Source organism: Acidimicrobiales bacterium, from assembly GCA_036273495.1.
GTDB lineage: Bacteria > Actinomycetota > Acidimicrobiia > Acidimicrobiales > JAJPHE01 > DASSEU01.
Genome location: DASUHN010000350.1, coordinates 1 through 15,542 on the forward strand (window position 1 = coordinate 1; position 15,542 = coordinate 15,542).

General features: G+C 70.3%; 19 protein-coding genes. 10 read left to right on the forward strand and 9 right to left on the reverse strand.

The window, feature by feature from the left end:
* On the reverse strand, positions 1 to 205 hold a 205-nt coding region (locus tag VFW24_14825), incomplete at its 3' end, for a hypothetical protein (GenBank protein ID HEX5268037.1).
* Positions 206 to 288: 83 nt separating this feature from the next.
* On the opposite strand from VFW24_14825, the gene VFW24_14830 reads away from it, so the two are divergent.
* The 4 genes from VFW24_14830 (at position 289) to VFW24_14845 (ending at position 1,933) form a co-directional block, all read left to right on the forward strand.
* Positions 289 to 600: a metalloregulator ArsR/SmtB family transcription factor gene (locus VFW24_14830; GenBank protein ID HEX5268038.1), complete on the forward strand. Its 312-nt coding sequence runs from the start codon at positions 289 to 291 to the stop codon at positions 598 to 600.
* Entirely contained in the window at positions 590 to 1,126 is a 537-nt protein-coding gene (locus VFW24_14835) for an SRPBCC family protein (protein HEX5268039.1), read from the forward strand. Before VFW24_14830 ends, VFW24_14835 begins: the two co-directional genes overlap by 11 nt.
* Before the next feature lie 241 nt (positions 1,127 to 1,367).
* Positions 1,368 to 1,586 (forward strand): ribbon-helix-helix domain-containing protein, encoded by a 219-nt coding sequence (locus tag VFW24_14840; GenBank protein HEX5268040.1) that lies wholly within the window; start codon positions 1,368 to 1,370, stop codon positions 1,584 to 1,586.
* Positions 1,586 to 1,933, forward strand: coding sequence for a type II toxin-antitoxin system PemK/MazF family toxin (locus VFW24_14845; protein ID HEX5268041.1), 348 nt, complete (start codon positions 1,586 to 1,588; stop codon positions 1,931 to 1,933). The genes VFW24_14840 and VFW24_14845 overlap by 1 nt, the downstream gene beginning before the upstream one ends.
* A 112-nt stretch (positions 1,934 to 2,045) precedes the next feature.
* Here the strand turns inward: VFW24_14845 and VFW24_14850 are convergent, their stop codons facing one another.
* The 4 genes from VFW24_14850 to VFW24_14865 form a co-directional block, all read right to left on the reverse strand.
* Entirely contained in the window at positions 2,046 to 2,762 is a 717-nt protein-coding gene (locus VFW24_14850; GenBank protein ID HEX5268042.1) for a hypothetical protein, read from the reverse strand.
* Between the two features lie 113 nt (positions 2,763 to 2,875).
* Complete coding sequence (locus tag VFW24_14855; protein ID HEX5268043.1) at positions 2,876 to 4,336, reverse strand: alkaline phosphatase family protein; 1,461 nt, start codon at positions 4,334 to 4,336, stop codon at positions 2,876 to 2,878.
* A 343-nt stretch (positions 4,337 to 4,679) separates the two neighbouring features.
* Positions 4,680 to 5,051: an SgcJ/EcaC family oxidoreductase gene (locus tag VFW24_14860; GenBank protein ID HEX5268044.1), complete on the reverse strand. Its 372-nt coding sequence runs from the start codon at positions 5,049 to 5,051 to the stop codon at positions 4,680 to 4,682.
* A gap of 189 nt (positions 5,052 to 5,240) precedes the next feature.
* The gene (locus VFW24_14865; GenBank protein HEX5268045.1) at positions 5,241 to 6,662 is read right to left on the reverse strand and encodes an alkaline phosphatase family protein; all 1,422 of its coding nucleotides are present in this window, start codon (positions 6,660 to 6,662) and stop codon (positions 5,241 to 5,243) included.
* 208 nt (positions 6,663 to 6,870) lie between these two features.
* Between VFW24_14865 and VFW24_14870 the strand changes: the two genes are divergently transcribed.
* Together VFW24_14870 and VFW24_14875 are read left to right on the forward strand one after the other, a co-directional pair.
* Positions 6,871 to 8,979 carry an EAL domain-containing protein gene (locus tag VFW24_14870; GenBank protein ID HEX5268046.1) on the forward strand — a complete coding sequence of 703 codons (2,109 nt, stop codon included), beginning with the start codon at positions 6,871 to 6,873 and terminating at the stop codon, positions 8,977 to 8,979.
* A gap of 121 nt (positions 8,980 to 9,100) precedes the next feature.
* Positions 9,101 to 9,478, forward strand: coding sequence for a response regulator (locus VFW24_14875; GenBank protein HEX5268047.1), 378 nt, complete (start codon positions 9,101 to 9,103; stop codon positions 9,476 to 9,478).
* Here VFW24_14875 and VFW24_14880 read toward each other — a convergent pair.
* Positions 9,438 to 10,721, reverse strand: a complete 1,284-nt coding sequence (locus VFW24_14880) for a glycoside hydrolase family 76 protein (GenBank protein HEX5268048.1) — start codon at positions 10,719 to 10,721, stop codon at positions 9,438 to 9,440. The two genes, VFW24_14875 and VFW24_14880, sit on opposite strands and share 41 nt — an antisense overlap.
* A 114-nt stretch (positions 10,722 to 10,835) precedes the next feature.
* On the opposite strand from VFW24_14880, the gene VFW24_14885 reads away from it, so the two are divergent.
* From VFW24_14885 to VFW24_14900, 4 genes are all read left to right on the forward strand, one after another.
* Positions 10,836 to 11,027 carry a hypothetical protein gene (locus VFW24_14885; GenBank protein HEX5268049.1) on the forward strand — a complete coding sequence of 64 codons (192 nt, stop codon included), beginning with the start codon at positions 10,836 to 10,838 and terminating at the stop codon, positions 11,025 to 11,027.
* 19 nt (positions 11,028 to 11,046) lie between these two features.
* Entirely contained in the window at positions 11,047 to 11,376 is a 330-nt protein-coding gene (locus VFW24_14890) for a hypothetical protein (protein HEX5268050.1), read from the forward strand.
* 91 nt (positions 11,377 to 11,467) lie between these two features.
* Positions 11,468 to 11,875 carry a VOC family protein gene (locus tag VFW24_14895; GenBank protein HEX5268051.1) on the forward strand — a complete coding sequence of 136 codons (408 nt, stop codon included), beginning with the start codon at positions 11,468 to 11,470 and terminating at the stop codon, positions 11,873 to 11,875.
* Positions 11,876 to 11,935: 60 nt separating this feature from the next.
* Entirely contained in the window at positions 11,936 to 12,850 is a 915-nt protein-coding gene (locus tag VFW24_14900; protein HEX5268052.1) for a cation diffusion facilitator family transporter, read from the forward strand.
* A gap of 37 nt (positions 12,851 to 12,887) precedes the next feature.
* Here the strand turns inward: VFW24_14900 and VFW24_14905 are convergent, their stop codons facing one another.
* The 3 genes from VFW24_14905 to VFW24_14915 form a co-directional block, all read right to left on the reverse strand.
* Complete coding sequence (locus tag VFW24_14905) at positions 12,888 to 13,703, reverse strand: class I SAM-dependent methyltransferase (GenBank protein HEX5268053.1); 816 nt, start codon at positions 13,701 to 13,703, stop codon at positions 12,888 to 12,890.
* Positions 13,704 to 13,750: 47 nt separating this feature from the next.
* The gene (locus tag VFW24_14910) at positions 13,751 to 14,911 is read right to left on the reverse strand and encodes an amidohydrolase family protein (GenBank protein HEX5268054.1); all 1,161 of its coding nucleotides are present in this window, start codon (positions 14,909 to 14,911) and stop codon (positions 13,751 to 13,753) included.
* A gap of 346 nt (positions 14,912 to 15,257) precedes the next feature.
* A partial coding sequence (locus VFW24_14915; GenBank protein HEX5268055.1) for an amidase family protein occupies positions 15,258 to 15,542 on the reverse strand: 285 nt, incomplete at its 5' end.

Sequence of the window (15,542 nt, forward strand, 5' to 3'; positions counted from 1 at the left end):
GGCGGGCCAGGACCTGCACCAGCTCGACCGCGCACGTCGCCACCCCGCCGAGGAACAGCTCGGCCGGGGTCAGCGCCTCCCCCGGGCAGCCGTTCTGGGCCGGGCCGTCGACGACGAGGTGCTGGTCGCGGGCGCTCAGCAGGACCCGCCCGAAGGTGGCCGTGGCCGCCGCCCGCACCACGTAGTCAGCCGGGGCCGTGCTCACGGCTGCCCATGATGGCGGGGCCGGGCTCTTTCCCGCTGAATATGTCTTGACAGTTATATGCGGTAGGAGGCATGCTAGGCGCAATGTCTGTCTTCGAGGTGCTGGCGGATCCCCACCGGCGGCGGATCCTGGACCTGGTCCGGGACGAGGAGCGTCCGGTGGGGGAGCTGGTCGACGCCCTCGGGCTCAGCCAGCCCGCCGTGTCCAAGCACCTGCGGATCCTCCGCGACTCGGGGCTGGTCGGGGCGCGGGTCGACGCCCAGCGCCGGCTGTACCGGGCCCGGACCTCGGCCCTGCGCGAGATCGACGACTGGCTGGCGCCCTACCGGAGGCTGTGGGCCGCCAGCCTCGAGGACCTGGGACGACACCTCGAGGAGATGCCGGATGAATCCTGACGAGCGCGACTACGGGACCGCCGAGGAGCTGACCGACGGCTGGTGGCAGCTGCGGTTCGAGCGCACCTACCCGTATCCCGTCGAGAAGGTGTGGAGGGCGGTGACCGAACCCGAGCACCTGGCCGCCTGGTTCCCGACGACGATCGACGGCCCCCGGGAGGCGGGCCACGCCCTGCGCTTCACCTTCCCCGAGGACGAGGCCCCGCCCTTCGACGGCGAGGTCCTCGCCTACCAGCCCCGGTCCGTGTTCGAGTTCCGGTGGGGGCCGGACCGGATCCGCTTCGAGGTCGCCGGGTCCGGTGCGTTCACCAACCTCACCCTCCTGCACACCTTCGACGAGCGGGGCAAAGCGGCGCGCGACGCGGCGGGATGGCATGTCTGCCTGGACGCGCTCGGGGCCGCCCTCGACGGCAGCGACAGCCCCCGGGAGCGGATGAGCGGTTGGGCCGACGTGCACCCCGGCTACGTCGAGCGTTTCGGCCCCGAAGCCTCGACGGTCGGGCCGCCGAAGCCGGCGGGCGGGTGAGCGCGCCTACAGCACGACGAGGACCTGGCCCCGCAGCCGGGCGAAGGCACCCCTGCCACCTCCTCCCCGCGATCCCCTGGCCGTCGATCGACTCGGCTGCGGAATAGCAGTTGCGAACGCCCGGCTACCAGGCGAAGAGACGACGAGGCTGCAGGGCGAAGAGGACCTGGAACCCGATGACGGGGCAAACGTCGCCCCGCTAGCTTTCCTACTACGTACCTACCCATAGTAGTATCCGAGTATGAAGCTCAGCGTGAGCCTTCCCGAGGAAGACGTCGAGTTCCTGGACCGCTACGCCGATAGCCAGGGCATCGGGTCACGGTCGGCGGTCGTGCACAAGGCGGTGCGACTCCTACGCGCGTCCCAGCTCGGACCGGCCTACGAGGAGGCGTGGGTCGAGTGGGCGGACAGCTCCGACGCCGAGCTGTGGGAGTCCACGGTCAGCGATGGGCTGAGCTGATGCGCCGGGGCGAGATTCGCCTCGTGGACCTCGATCCGACCCGAGGCGCAGAGGCGGGCAAGCGCCGACCGGCGGTCATCGTGAGCAATGACGGAGCGAACATGACCGCCGAGCGCCTGGGGCGCGGCGTCGTCACCGTCGTTCCTGTCACGTCCAATGTGGCTCGCCTATATCCGTTCCAAGTGATCCTGGATGCGGCGAGCACTGGCCTCGAGCGCGACTCCAAGGCTCAAGCTGAACAAGTCCGCTCAGTAGCCGTCGAGCGCGTCGGTTCTCGACTCGGGGCGCTCACCGGTGATCTGATCGCGGCCCTCGACGACGCGCTGCGCCTTCATCTAGCGCTCTGACCATGACGGCGGCGCGACCACAGATGCTCGAATCCCGGTCCCCAAGCGCCGGCCGGTCACATCGCGGACCGGGGCGAACCTTGTCATCGCCGCCCCGGTCCGCGACCTTGGCCTACTGGTTCTGCCCGCAGTAGAGCGAGACGTTCATGGCGTCGGTGGTGATGGCGTCGGTACCGAGAGGGGTGGCGTCCTTGCTGGAGATGGCCTGCTTGGCCGCGGTCGCCAGGTCCTGGGCCTGCGACTTGATCGACGACGGGAGATTCGGCACGTCAGCCGTGAACTGGCTGACCAGATCGGGGTGGGCGGAGAGGAACGTGAGGATGTCGGCCGGGCCCTGGGCGGACTCGGTACCGGCCGAGATCTGGTCGTTGACCCCGCAGAAGGCGGTGCTCTTCCCGGCCCCGAAGTAGGCGGGGAGCGGGTTACCGCTGCCGTCCACTCCGCAATAGGTGTCGATGTCCCCGCCGTTGGCCTGCAGCGAGGGGTTGAACAGGGCGTTGGGGTTGTTGGTCGCGACCGCGGTGTCGGCGGCCTGGAGGAGGGCCTTGGCCTCGGTGCCGACCTTGCCGGGCGGGAGGTTGGCCTTGAGGGTGGCCAGCGTCGAGGCGTGTGACTTGAGGACACTGATGAAGTCGGCGCCTGAGGTGACACTGCTGGACGCCTTGTCCAACGTGGTGTTGGCACTGCAGAACGCCGTCTTGCTGGCGCTCGCTGCCGAGGTCGACGTGGTGCCCGAGGCAGCCGGGGCGCTGCCGCTGCTGCCACATGCCGCTCCGCCGATGGCCACCAGGCCGAGGACAACCGCGCTGGGAGTGAGGAACCGTCTCATCTGTTGAGCCCTTCGTTCGCCGAACGCGGCAGGGTACCCCAGGTCCCCCCTGCTGTCAGGGACTCAAATACGGTGCGCGATGCCTGTTACGGCAACGGCCGTGTCGGTCGTCGTCACGAGGTGACCGAGCCGGGCGGGGGGACGGCCCCCGGGCCGGTCTTCGAGCACGCCAGCGCCGCCGGGGTGTCTCCAGGAGGGGCCAGCCTGGGCAGCTTGGGGAAGGTCGGGGCGTGGCGGGCCAGCGCACCGAGATCGAGGAAGTCGGTCAGATCGTTGGCGTTGGCGTCCCGGTAGGTGAGGGCGGGCAGGTTCCACTTCCGCTCGACCATGGCCAGGATCGAGGTGTGGTCGTAGAGCCGGTGGCTCACGTAGCCCCGCTTGGCGTAGGGGGACACGATCACGGCCGGCACCCGGAATCCGTACCTGGCGTACCCGTCGTAGCTCGCCTCACCCGGCTGCACCATCGGCGGGACGGCATCGGGCGCGAGGGCGGAGGGGGGAGGGACGTGGTCGTAGTAACCGCCCCCTTCGTCGTAGGTGACGACGAGCATGGTGCTCGGCCAGAGCGGGGACGACCCGAGGGCGTCCACCACCCGGGCCAGAAGCCCCTCGCCCACGGCGATGTTCTGCGGGTTCTCCTGCGACTGGGTGCCGTAGTCGGGATCGAGGAGGGTGAACGACGAAAGGTTCCCCGCCGCCGAGTCGTTGTAGAACTGGTCGAAACCGGCGTGGTGCAGCGCCTCGGTGGGACCGTCGGTGACGGGGAACAGCTCGGGCGTCGCTCCCGTCGGGTAGCTGGCGGCGTAGTCGGTCCAGCTGATCCCGTGGGTGTCGAGCTCGTTGAAGATGGTCGGGTCCGGCGTGGCCAGCCCGGCGTCGGGCACGGCGTTGCCCGGGCTGGTTCCGATGTCGTCGGTCATGCCCGCCGCGGTGGCGGCCACGAGGAAGCGCCGCTCGGGATCGGTCTGGGCCAGGGCCGAGGAGAACCAGCGGTCGGCGATCGGGAAGGTCGACGCCAGGCTGTAGGTGAACGGGAGGTCGGCGCCGGTCCAGTAGCCCATGGCCACCCCGCCGACGATCCGGGTGGTGGCGGGGCTGATCGGAGTGCGGACGAAGCCGTCGTTGCGCCCGTTGTCATAGGCGTTGTGGCTGGCCGCCCACTCCTGGCTCGGGGTGGAGGAGAGCTGGCACGTCGTCGGCATGTGGAATGCGTGCTGCACCCTCCCGTCCGGGTACGGGTTGGTGGCGGTGGGCGCGCCGTTGCGGCCCCGCGCCAGGCCGTCCCCCCGGCCCAGCATCCCGAAGAGGTTGTCGAAGGTGTGGTTCTCGAGCATGAGCACCACGATGTGGCTCACGCCCGGCAGGGTGTCGGTCCCCGCCGCCCGGGCCGGGTCGGGCACCGCGCCGGGCGTGCGGAGCTCGGAGTGGCCGTGGGCGGCCAGGGCGGGGCGGGCCCACGCCGGCGCCGCCGCCGGGCTGCCGCGTGCCCCCCGGCCCGGGCCGACCAGGCCGGAGGCCAGCGCCACCGCCGCCAACCCGAGCGTGCCCAGAACGGCCCCCCGCCGACGCCTCATCCCGACCGGTTGCATCGGAGGGCCTTATTCGACCCGCCGGGCTCAGGGTCCTACTACGCGAGGAACAACGTGACCGGGGTTCTCACGGCCTGGGCCTCGAGGACCAGATTGAACGGCGTTTGGGCGGCCCTTGGCATCCCGGCGCCGCTTGTCCTCCACGTCGTGGAGGGCGGGGATCCACGAGCGGGCCAGGTCGCCGATGTAGGCGGGACCGAAGAAGCGCTCGGCGGCCCCGAACACCGCAGATTGAGACGCGGGCGATCATCCCCCTGGTGTCTCGGCCAGCACGGGAGCGGTCGGTGCTACCCGTTGTCGGGCCGAAGGGGAGCCGGCGTCCGCGCCCTCAGGAGTGATCGATCAGGTAGCGCCACTTCCCGTCATCACCGCGCCGCATCACCTCGGTGGCCCGCACTGGGATGAGGGTCGCCTCGGTTGAGTCAGGGGACTCCAGGCGGACCGTCGCCACGAGATGAGCAACGGCCAGGTTGCCGTCCCGGACGATCTCGCGGGACTCGATGTCGAGGGCCAGGAACTGGCCCATGGCCGACATCCCTTCCCACGTCGCCTTGATCTCGTCCCTGCCCCGGGCCCGGACCTCCATGGTCGCCATCACCAGAAGGGCGTCCTCCTCGTAGAGGTCGGCCAGGGCCGAGAAGTCATTGGTCACGGCCGCCTTCTCGAATTCCACGATCACGTCTTCGGGGGAATCGGCCATCTCCACCTCCCTGTGGTCCGCGGGAACTGCGTCAACATCGAGTGTGTCCGCCACCCGGCGCGTGGACAAGGGGGGAAATCGGGCGGACCGGAAGCTTTGAGCCATCTCGGGCGCCCGGGGCCGGGCCGATGGGGGGGCTCCACCTGTGGGAGGGCTCCACCTGTGGGAGGACTCCAGCTGAAGGCCCGGTCAGGCAGGCGTGACCGCCCCCGGGGGAGGGATCACCCCGGGCCCGGTGGTGAGACATCCGGAGAGCGGGACCGGGTTGGCGGCGCTCGGGAGCTTCGGCGGCACCAGGAACGCCGGGGGGGCTTCGAGGTCCACCATGTCGAGCAGGTTGGCGGCGTTGGCGTCACGCGCCGTCAGGGCCGGCAGGTTCCACTTGGTCTCGACCAGCTTGAGCACCGAGGTGTGGTCGTAGGTGACGTGCGACACGTAGTTCTTCCTGGCGTACGGGGACACCACGCCGGACGGCACCCGGAGCCCGTACCGGTCGAACTTCCCGGGCGGATCGATGGGCAGGAGTTGGGGAGCGACGTCGTCGGGCGGCACTGCCGCCGGAGGGGGCACGTGGTCGTAGTACCCGCCTGACTCGTCGTAGGTCCACAGGAGGAGGGTCTTCGACCACCCCGGCCCGTCCATCACCGCGTTGACGACCCGGCCGAGGAACTGGTCCCCGTACTGGACGTCCTGGGGGTCCTCCTCCGACTGCTTGTTGTAGTCGGGGTCGACGATGCAGAAGGCGGGCAGGCGGCCCGCCGCCGCATCCGCGTAGAACGACGCGATCGGGGCCAGGCGGGAGGCGATCGGAGCCTGCTTGAGGAGGGGGAGGAACACGCCCGCGGTCGGAAGGTTGGTGTAGTAGTTCCTCCAGGCGATGCCGTACCGGTTGAGGGTGTCGAAGATGGTCCCGTTGGGCGGCAGGACGGTGGGGAGGGTGTCGATGGTAAGACCCAGAGAGGTCCCTGCCAGCAGGTACCGGCGGTTGGGGTAGGTCTGGGCCATGACCGAGCAGAAGTAGCGGTCCGCGACCGGGAAGACCTGGGCCAGCCCGACGGTGAAGGGCAGATCGGCGGAGGTGAAGTAGCCCATCGACACCGGACCGCTGGCACTGGTGACGAAGCCGTCCATCCTCCCCCCGGCGTAGCTGGCGTGGGTGGCCGACCAGGAGTTCGACGGATGGGACTTCGGCTGGCACGGGGTCGGCATGGGGAAGGCGTGGACCAGGTTGCCGTGCCCGTCCGGATTGGTCGCGGTGGGAACGCCGTTGTTCAGCCTGAACCCGTCACCCCGCCCCGACATCCCGAGGATGTTGTCGTAGGAGTGGTTCTCCATCATCACGACGACGATGTGCTCGATCTGGGGCAGGGTGTCGGTGCCGGCGGCGAGGTGGGGGAAGGGGAGCGACCCGGCTGTCCGGCCGGTGGTCGGGACGCCGGCGAAGGCCATTCCGGGCACCGTGGTCCTGGTCCTCACGGCGGAGGAGGAGGGACGCCCGGCCGAGCCGCTGCACGCGGACAGCACCGCCCCGGCCCCGCCGGCCACCATGGCCCCCAGGAAGCTGCGGCGGGGAAGGAGGGGCGCCGGAGAAGGCTGGGAATCTCGGATCACTGGTGAGGCTGGCCTTCCCCCGACGAGGTTGAGCTTCTCCCGGCCGGTAGTCAACCAGGCGATCCGCAGGTCGGGTGGTCCGTACAGGCGCCGGGTTGCGGACTAGTCCGAACGGGTCATTTCGTAAATGGGTCTGGTCGGATTTGTCCGTCTTGGGATATAAGACTCTTTGTGGTAGATAACGCGCTCTCCGTGGCGGCGGCCCGGCGTGACTCCTCGTAGAGCCGCCGCCGAAGCGTCGATCGCCGCCAACGTCGCCACCCAGCTGGCCGACCACGACGGCGACGTCCTGGCCCGCTACCGCCTCGGCGACTCCTGGCAGCTGGAGTACGTGTCCGCCTCGGTCGAGCAGCTCCTCGGCTACACGCCGGCCGAGCTGGCCGCCGGCAACTCCTTCGTGCTGGGCCTGGTCCATCCCGACGACCGGTCGAACCTGGCGGACCCGTTCGGCTCCCGGCCCGGCACCGCCGAGCTGCGTCTCCGTCACCGGGACGGCCACTGGGTGTGGACCGAGCTCCGGGTGGCGCCGGTCCCGGAGAAGGACGGCACGCTCATGTGGGTCGACGCCGTGGTGCGCGACATCCGCTCCCGGAAGGCGCTCGAGGAGGCCCTGGCCCAGCGGGGCCTGCACGACCCGCTGACCGGGCTGCCCAACCGGACCCTGCTGCTCGACCGCCTGGAGGGGGCTATAGCCCGGGCCCGGCGCAGCGGCCGCAACGTGGCGGTGGTGCTGGTCGACGTGGACCGCTTCAAGCTGGTCAACGACACCTACGGGCACGCCGCCGGAGACGAGCTGCTCCGCACCCTGGCCGGGCGGCTGGCGGAGGCGGTCCGGGCCACCGACACCGTCGGTCGCATCGGGGGGGACGAGTTCGTCGTCGTGTGCGACGGGCTGACGACCCCCGAGGACGCCGTGGAGATGTGCGAGCGGGTCCGCCTTCCTCTCTGCCAGCCGGTGCAGGTCGGCGACGGTCACGTTCAGGTCTCGGGCAGCATCGGCCTGGCCATCGGGGGGCCCGACTCCACCGCCGAGCGACTGCTCGGGGAGGCGGACGCCGCCATGTACCGGGCCAAGGAGCAGGGCCGCAACCGGGCCGAGGTGTACGACGAGACGATCCGCGAGCGGGCCCGCCGCCGCCTCGAGCTGGAGGCGGCCCTGCGCGACGCCCTGGTGTCGGGCGGGATCCGGGTCCACTTCCAGCCCGTGGTCTCGGTGGTCGACGGCCGGGTGGTCGAGTGCGAGGCGCTGGCCCGTTGGCGCCACGCCGGGGTGGACGTCGAGCCGGGGGAGTTCATCCCCGTCGCCGAGGACGCCGGTCTCATCGGGGCCCTGGGTCGGGTGGTGATGACCGAGGCGTGCCGGCAGGCGGTCAGCTGGCCCGATCCGCTGGCGGTCTCGGTCAACCTGTCACCGCGGCAGCTCTCGGAGCGCAGCGTGGTCCAGATGGTCGAGGACGTGCTGGCCGAGACCGGGCTCCCGCCGTCCCGGCTGTGCCTCGAGATCACCGAGAGCGCCATGGTCGACGACCTCGAGTCGGCCCGCCTCACGCTGGCCCGGCTCCACCGCCTCGGTGTGCGCCTCAGCCTCGACGACTTCGGCACCGGGTACTCCTCCCTGGTCCATCTGCGCCAGCTCCCCTTCCACCAGCTGAAGGTGGACCGCAGCTTCGTGGCCGGGCTCGGCTACGAGCCGAGCGACACGGCCATCGTGGCGGGGGTGGTGAGCCTCGGCCATGCCCTCGGGATGCTGGTCGTGGCCGAGGGCGTGGAGACCGAGACCCAGGTGGGAGAGCTGTGCGCCCTCGGGTGCGAGCTCGGCCAGGGGCGGTTCTGGTGCCCCCCGCTGTCCGGGCCCGACGTGGCGCGCTGGTTGGCCGAGCACCGGCCCGATCCGGCCGGCCAGGTCGAGATCGACCTGCGCCAGGAGGCCGGGCGCTACGGCGTGCTGCTGGTCGACGACTCCAGCGACATGCGCTTCTTGATGCGCACCGCCATCCGGGCGGCCCGCGGCCCGCTCCGCGTCCTCGGCGAAGCCAGCGACGGCACCCAGGCGGTCGCCGCGGCCGGCGAGCTCCAGCCCGACGTGATCCTCCTCGACCTGGTGATGCCCGACCGGGGCGGCATCGACGTGCTCCCCGAGCTGCTGCGGGTGTCCCCGGACAGCCAGGTGATCGTGATGTCCGGCTTCGTCTCGCCGGCGCTGGAGCAGTCGGCCCTCGACGCCGGCGCCCGGGCCTACATAACCAAGGGCGTTCCTCTGCCGGTCGTGCTCCAGCGGGTGGCCGACGTGGCCCTGGCCGGGGCCCCGGCCGCCTGACGGGCCGGATCCGGCGGGCCGTCCCCGGCGAAAATATCCGCAAGAGGAGTGTCCGGATCTCAGGTTCCCCCCGATATGTCCGATTCATCCCCCAGGCGGTGGTTACCGGCGGGAGGCTGGCATGGCGGTACGGGCGGTGGTCATCGATGACAGCGACGACATCCGGCTCCTGCTCCGCATGGCGCTCGGGGCCGACGGGTTCGAGATCGTGGGTGAGGCGGTCGACGGCCGGGCCGGGATCGAGGTCGTGGCCGGCCACCAGCCCGATGCGGTCATCCTCGACGTGATGATGCCGGTGATGAACGGCCTCGACGCCCTGCCGGAGATCCGAAGGGTGGCTCCCGGCACCCCGGTCGTCCTCTACTCCTCGGTGGGCACCGACGAGATGGACGAGCGGGCCCGGGATGCCGACGCCGTCGTGGTGAAGGAGGCCGGCGTGTCGAGGCTGGCCGTCACGCTCAGGGAGATCCTGGCGCGGAAGGTTCCGTCGATCCTCTGACCGCGGGCCCGGGGGCGCGGACGGGGGACAGCTCCGGGTACCCGGTCGCCGGTAGGCGGCTCAGCGCCTCGAGCGCCATCTCGGCCCCCTCGTCGAGCAGGTCGGACGAGCCGACGGGGTCGGCCCGCCGGGCCAGGTCGAGGGAGGAGCGGGCCGCGCCGGTGAATGCCGCGTTCCGGTAGAGGCCGGCGGTCCACAACAGGTTCTGGGCCCATATGGCGTCGTAGGGCGGGATCCCGTAGGTGTGGTGGACCCTGAAGTAGGCCATGGAGCGCCGGGCCAGATCGACGGCATCAACCAGCGGGTGCCGAGCCGGATCCACGGTCGCCAGGGCGGCCATGGCGCCGACCACGATGCCCTGGTTGTAGGTGAGCTTGTCGGCGTCGATCGTCGCCGGTCCGGTGTCGTCCCCGATGTGGTCGTCGTACAGGCCGGTCCCCCGGTCCCGGAGGTTGTGCTCGACCCAGTCCAGGATGCGGGCGCTCCAGGTCAGGTAGCTCGACTGGCCCGTCTCCGCATAGAGGGCGCTGCCGAGGACGACGGCGGGGGCGTTCGACACGACCGCCTTCTCGTGGTCGGTCCCACCGTCGGTGTGGCTCTTCCAGTAGATGCCGCCATGGCGCGGGTCCCAGTTGGCGATAGCCATGCGGAAGACCGCCGCCGCCCTGGCCAGATCGGCCCGGTGCCCGGTCGTGAGGTAGTCCTGGTCCACCGCCAGGGCCATCCACAGACTGTCGTCCACCCGCGGCGGGTCGGGATGAAAGTGGATGGCGGCCGGCCCCTGGTCGAAGGCGGCCGGCGCCTTGCCGTAGGAGGTGTCCCAGTAGGAGGCGTCGATGGCGGCGACGTTGTCCTCGACGTCGGTGCGGCAGGCTTGGCCACCAGGCCGGAGGGACGTGAAGTACAAAGCGTTGAGGGCGTGGTAGTCCGACCAGATGCTCGCGTACCAGCCGATCTCGTAGTTCCGCAGGAGATTGGTGTTGGTCTCGAACTCCGACTCCAACCGGGCGCACGGTTGCGCTGGACGGTCCCGGACAACGGGGACGGCTCTGGTCACGGCCGCGACGAGGTCGGATGCCGCCAGGTCCCCCAGCACGGAGGCCTGATGATGCCCGGGCACTCGTGGCACCCACACCAGGACGGCCACGATCACCACGGCCGCGGCCCACCGGCGCCGCCGCCTCCGGGACGACGACCGCTCGGCCGAGGTCCGCGCCCGGGCCGGGTCCAGCATCACTTTCATCGGAGGGTCTCTTCTACACGAGTGACGGTGGCAGCATCCCGCCGCCGAGCTCGGGTGGCGGCACCGGCGCAGGGAGCTTCCCGGCGTCGGATCGAGGTATGGCATCATCGGCGGGTGGCGTTCGAACCCCTGTCCTTCACCTGCCCGCGGTGTCAACGACCGGCTGAAGCGCTGACCTACGGGCCCTGTGGGCAGTGTCGTGACGAGTTGCGGGCCCGGTTCCGCTCCGAGGGCAGGGACATCGAGGTGGCCGAGTACGAGCCGAAGATGAACGTGGTCCCGAACCAGGTGGCGCTCAAGGAGTGACCCGGACCCGCCAGGCCGCATGAGCAGCGCCCTGCCGTACGACGACGGCCGCATCTCCTGCGACGACCACGGGCTCAGGGTCGCCTGGTACTACCCCTGGGGGACCAAGCGGATCCCGTACGCCTCGATCCGCGGGGTCAGCGATCTCCGACTGTCCGGGGCCAATCGCCTCCGGCGCTGGCGCATCTGGGGGTCGGGGGACTTCGTCCACTGGTGGAACCTCGACCCCGGACGGCCCAAGAAGTCGGTGGCGCTGGTCCTGGACACCGGTGGCCGCATCCGGCCCACCATCACGCCCGACGACCCCGACGCCGTGCGACGGATTGTCACGGAGCGGCGCGGCGCCTGATCAAACCGGTTCGTAGGTGCCGGTGACCGCTACGATGGCTCCCGGAACGGGCGGGTCGGGCGGATCTCGCCGGGGAGGGCCCATGGCGACCGTGAGCGTGCGGTACATCGTGAACGACGTCGACGAGGCGATCGCCTTCTACGCGGGCTCACTGGGGTTCACAGAGGTGATGCATCCGGCCCCGAGCTTCGCCATGCTCACCCGCGGAGACCTGCGCCTCGTCCTGTCGGCGCCCGGTGGAGGGCCGGGAGGGGGAGCGGCCATGGCCGACGGCACGCTGCCCACGCCGGGAGGCTGGAATCGATTCTCCCTCGAGGTGGACGACCTCGACGAGCTGGTCGAGAAGCTCCGAGGACGCGGTGTCCGGTTCCGCAACGAGATCGTGCAGGGAGCGGGCGGCAAGCAGACGATCGCCGAGGACCCCTCGGGCAATCCGGTGGAGCTGTTCCAGCCCACCATCGACGAGGCGAGACTCTCCGACGCCGACACGAGGGCCTGAGCCGGCCGGTCTCCGCGGGGTGACCGGTTGCTCCACGCTCCGATATGGAGCGCTGCGCCTGTGACCCACGCCCACGATCACCACCACGTCGACGAGAGCACGGACCGCCGCTCCCTGCTGATCGCCCTCGGGCTGATCAGCGCCTTCATGGTCGCCGAGGTGACGGCGGCGGTCCTGGCCCACTCTCTGGCCCTCTTGGCCGATGCCGGTCACATGCTCATCGACGCCGGGGCCCTGGCCGGCGCCTTGTGGGCCATCCGCCTGGCGGCCCAGCCGGTGTCGGCGCGCTGGAGCTACGGATTCAAGCGGGCCGAGATCCTCGCCGCCTCGGTGAACGGTGTGACCCTGGTCGTCGTCGGCGGGATCGTGCTGGTCGCGGCGGTTCAGCGCCTCCTGCACCCGATCCGGGTGGCCGGCCCCACCATCCTGGCCGTGGCGCTGGCCGGGGTGGTCGTCAACGTGTCAGCCACCTGGGTGCTGGCGGGGGCCAGGAGCTCAGGGCTCAATGTGGAGGGAGCCTTCCAGCACATCGTCACCGACGCGGCCGGATTCATCGCCACAGCGGTGGCGGCAGCCGTGATCATCACCACCGGATACCGGCGGGCCGACGCCATCGCCTCACTGGTGGTGGTCGGGCTGATGGGTCGGGCGGCATGGGGCCTGCTGCGGGCGTCCGGGCACATCCTGCTCGAGGGAACCCCCGAAGGTGTCGATCTCGATGCCGTCCGCCGTCATCTGCTGGCGGCGGACGACCACGTCCTGGAGGTCCACGACCTCCATGCCTGGGTGCTCACGTCCAGCCTCCCGGCCATCTCGGCCCACGTCGTGGTGGACGACTCCTGCTTCGCCGACGGGCACGCCCCGCAGATTCTCGACGCCCTCCAGGCGGCTCTGATCGGTGAGTTCGACGTGGAGCACTCGACCATCCAGCTGGAGATGGCCGGCCACTCCGAACACGAGCTCGGCGCGCACTGACCACCACCGGCTCCCAGGCGCGGGGCGCCGGCCGATCTCAGGCCGGGCCGGGCCACCTCGCCAGCTCATAGGCGTAGGTGGCCGGGAACCGGAAGCTGCCATCAGGCGAGTAGGGCCCCAGCCGCTCGGCCAGCTCGTGTTCGAACTCCTCCGACTTGGTGCCGAGGGCGCTCCGGTTGAGCATCGACGTCGAGTACAGAAAGCCGATCAGCGTCTCCACCGTCCACGTCTGATCGGCGCTGAACCCGAACCTGCCGAGGTAGTCGAACCCGGCCCGCCGGAGGACAGCCTCGTGGGGATCGCTCTCCATTACGGACGCCCAGCCGGCGGGAACCCGGTCCGTGGTGCCGGCCCGGGCCATCCACTCGACGATGAGGTCCTCCAGGGCCTTCTGCCACGGGAGGTCCCCCTGCGAGGGCGTATCGCCCCACACGATTGCGACCCCGCCCCCGGGGCCGGCCCACGACCGCATCCGCTCGGCCACGACCCGGCGCTTCAGGCGGTGGAAGGCGTTACCGACGGTGATGAGCTCGAAGGATCCATCGAGGGCCACGGTCTCGGCCGATCCGGTCACCCACCTGATGTTGTCCGCACCCGCCGCCGCCTTGGTCCGCCCGAACTGAACGGCATCCGGCTCCTGGTCGACCGCAACCACCTCGACGAAGTGCGGTGAGAGCGGAAAGGCCACCTGTCCGGTGCCGCACGCCAGGTCCAACAGCCGCCCCGTCCCCGACACCGGCAGCCTCCCGAGGAGGTCGTCGAACAGCGTCTCGGGATATGGCGGCCGGTACCGGTCGTAGTAGGGGGCGGCCCCCCGATAGAGATCGGTCCGGAACACGGGGTCTGTCGTCACGCCGCCACTGCGACGCCGCCGCTCATCGTGGGCAGGGACCTCCTGCGTCAGTGCTCGGGCGTGTCCGTGATCGTGGCGTCGGGGTCGAGCCCGATGTGGTCGCAGATGTTGGTGACCAGGAGCCGCCGGCGCAGGCCCTCTTCCATGCCGTCGAACGCGTCCTTGATGTACTGCCGGGACGTCGGGAAGGTCCCGACCGAGTGGGGAAAGTCACTGCCCCAGACGAACTTCTCCAACGGGACCAGGTGCCCCATCTCGAGCATCGGGGCGTCCCGCACCATCCCGAAGAGCGTGTGCTCGAGGATGTACTCCGAGGGCTCCTTCTCGAGCTTCAGGTCGAACCAGTCGTTGAACTCGTGGTAGTTCCGGTCCATGTAGTACAGCATCCCGGGGATGTAGGCGCAGTTGAGCTCAGCGAAGTAGAAGCGGATCTCCGGGAAACGGTCGAACACGCCGTGGACGATGAGCTGGGCCAGGGTGGCCGCCGGTGCCATCGGCGCATGCTGTGACATGGCCGCCTCCACTGACCACTGGGAGGTGTCGGCCCTGGGGTCACCCCTCCAGACCGCCCCGCCGAAGCTGAAGTGCGGCGACAGCGCCAGTCCCAACTCCAGCGCCGACTCCCAGAAGCGGTCGTCCTCAGGCTTGGGCGCCCCGGATCCGTTCGGGAACTGCCGGAGCTGGATCGACTTGAAGCCCAGCTCCTTGGCGCGCTTCAGCTCTTCCATGGCGGCCTCGATGCCGCACGTGGGGATCAGGGCGTTGCCGATGAGACGGTCCGGCGCCACCGAGCAGTACTCCTCGGCCAGCCAGCTGTTGTAGGCCTGGACGATGGACAGGTAGATCTGCTTGTCGGCGATGGACTCGATGAACCCGGCCACGAACACCGGGGCGAAGAGCACCTCGGCGTCGACCCCGTCGATGTCCTGCTCGTGGAGCCGCTGGGTGCCGTCACCCGCTCCCTCCCGGGGGGACCCGTCCTCGTTGAAGTAGCTGGCGTTGGCGAACTTCACCGGTCCCCGGCCCTTGATGTTCTGGCCGTTGTGGAGCATGGGCTGGCCCTCCACCAGCCAGCCGTCGGAGCCGTCGGGGAGCCGGATGAGGCGGGGCGCCCGGTCCTTGTACTTCTCCGGGACGTATCTGACCCAGCCCGTCGGCGGAGTCTCCACGTGTCCGTCCCCGGAGATGATCCCGTACTTTCGAGCCACAACCGCCCCCTTGGTCCCACCCGATCCGTCCTGCGCCGACATCATCCCCCATCTTGTCGGCCGCCGGGGCACCGTTCCCGGCAAGGAGCTGGAGATCAGCTTTCGGAGGTCTCCCGCCCCCCGGCCCCAGGACAGGGATGGTTTGTGCCTGGTCGGGCGATGAGTTCCCGAGGCCGCCGCCGTCAGACCTGGTACCCGGGTTATGACACGGGAGACGGCAGGACCTCCGCCGGCACATCGGCTTTCCGCCTTTCCCCCCGGACCATCTCGCCAACTCCCTGGCCCACCTCGGTTTGATCTCAGCTCCGGAGCGATGACGATCCGCTGCGGTCGAGGTGTCCAGCGATCACTGACTCTCCAGATCGGGGGGCCGCAGCTCGGCCCAGCCGAGGACCGACTCGAGCTGCCGTGAGAGCCCGACCAGGGTTGCCTCGGACCCCGGGCCGCCGAGGAGCTGGCCACCGACCGGCAGGCCGGCCGGCGTGAGCCCGATCGGGACGCTGGCGGCCGGCAGGGCCACGAAGTTCCACAGTGAGGTGAACGGGTAGAAGCGCGACATCTGCAGGCCGTCACGAACCAGACCCTTCCCGGACCAGGGCTCGATGGCCGGCGGGGGAACGGCCATCGTCGG

Coding starts and splice junctions, on each gene's coding strand:
- VFW24_14880 (HEX5268048.1), bottom strand. CDS start 10,721: ATGAAAGTGATGCTGGACCCGGCCCGGGCGCGGACCTCGGCCGAGCGG.
- VFW24_14850 (HEX5268042.1), bottom strand. CDS start 2,762: ATGAGACGGTTCCTCACTCCCAGCGCGGTTGTCCTCGGCCTGGTGGCC.
- VFW24_14830 (HEX5268038.1), top strand. CDS start 289: ATGTCTGTCTTCGAGGTGCTGGCGGATCCCCACCGGCGGCGGATCCTG.
- VFW24_14835 (HEX5268039.1), top strand. CDS start 590: ATGAATCCTGACGAGCGCGACTACGGGACCGCCGAGGAGCTGACCGAC.
- VFW24_14890 (HEX5268050.1), top strand. CDS start 11,047: ATGAGCAGCGCCCTGCCGTACGACGACGGCCGCATCTCCTGCGACGAC.
- VFW24_14845 (HEX5268041.1), top strand. CDS start 1,586: ATGCGCCGGGGCGAGATTCGCCTCGTGGACCTCGATCCGACCCGAGGC.
- VFW24_14860 (HEX5268044.1), bottom strand. CDS start 5,051: ATGGCCGATTCCCCCGAAGACGTGATCGTGGAATTCGAGAAGGCGGCC.
- VFW24_14875 (HEX5268047.1), top strand. CDS start 9,101: ATGGCGGTACGGGCGGTGGTCATCGATGACAGCGACGACATCCGGCTC.
- VFW24_14840 (HEX5268040.1), top strand. CDS start 1,368: ATGAAGCTCAGCGTGAGCCTTCCCGAGGAAGACGTCGAGTTCCTGGAC.
- VFW24_14855 (HEX5268043.1), bottom strand. CDS start 4,336: ATGAGGCGTCGGCGGGGGGCCGTTCTGGGCACGCTCGGGTTGGCGGCG.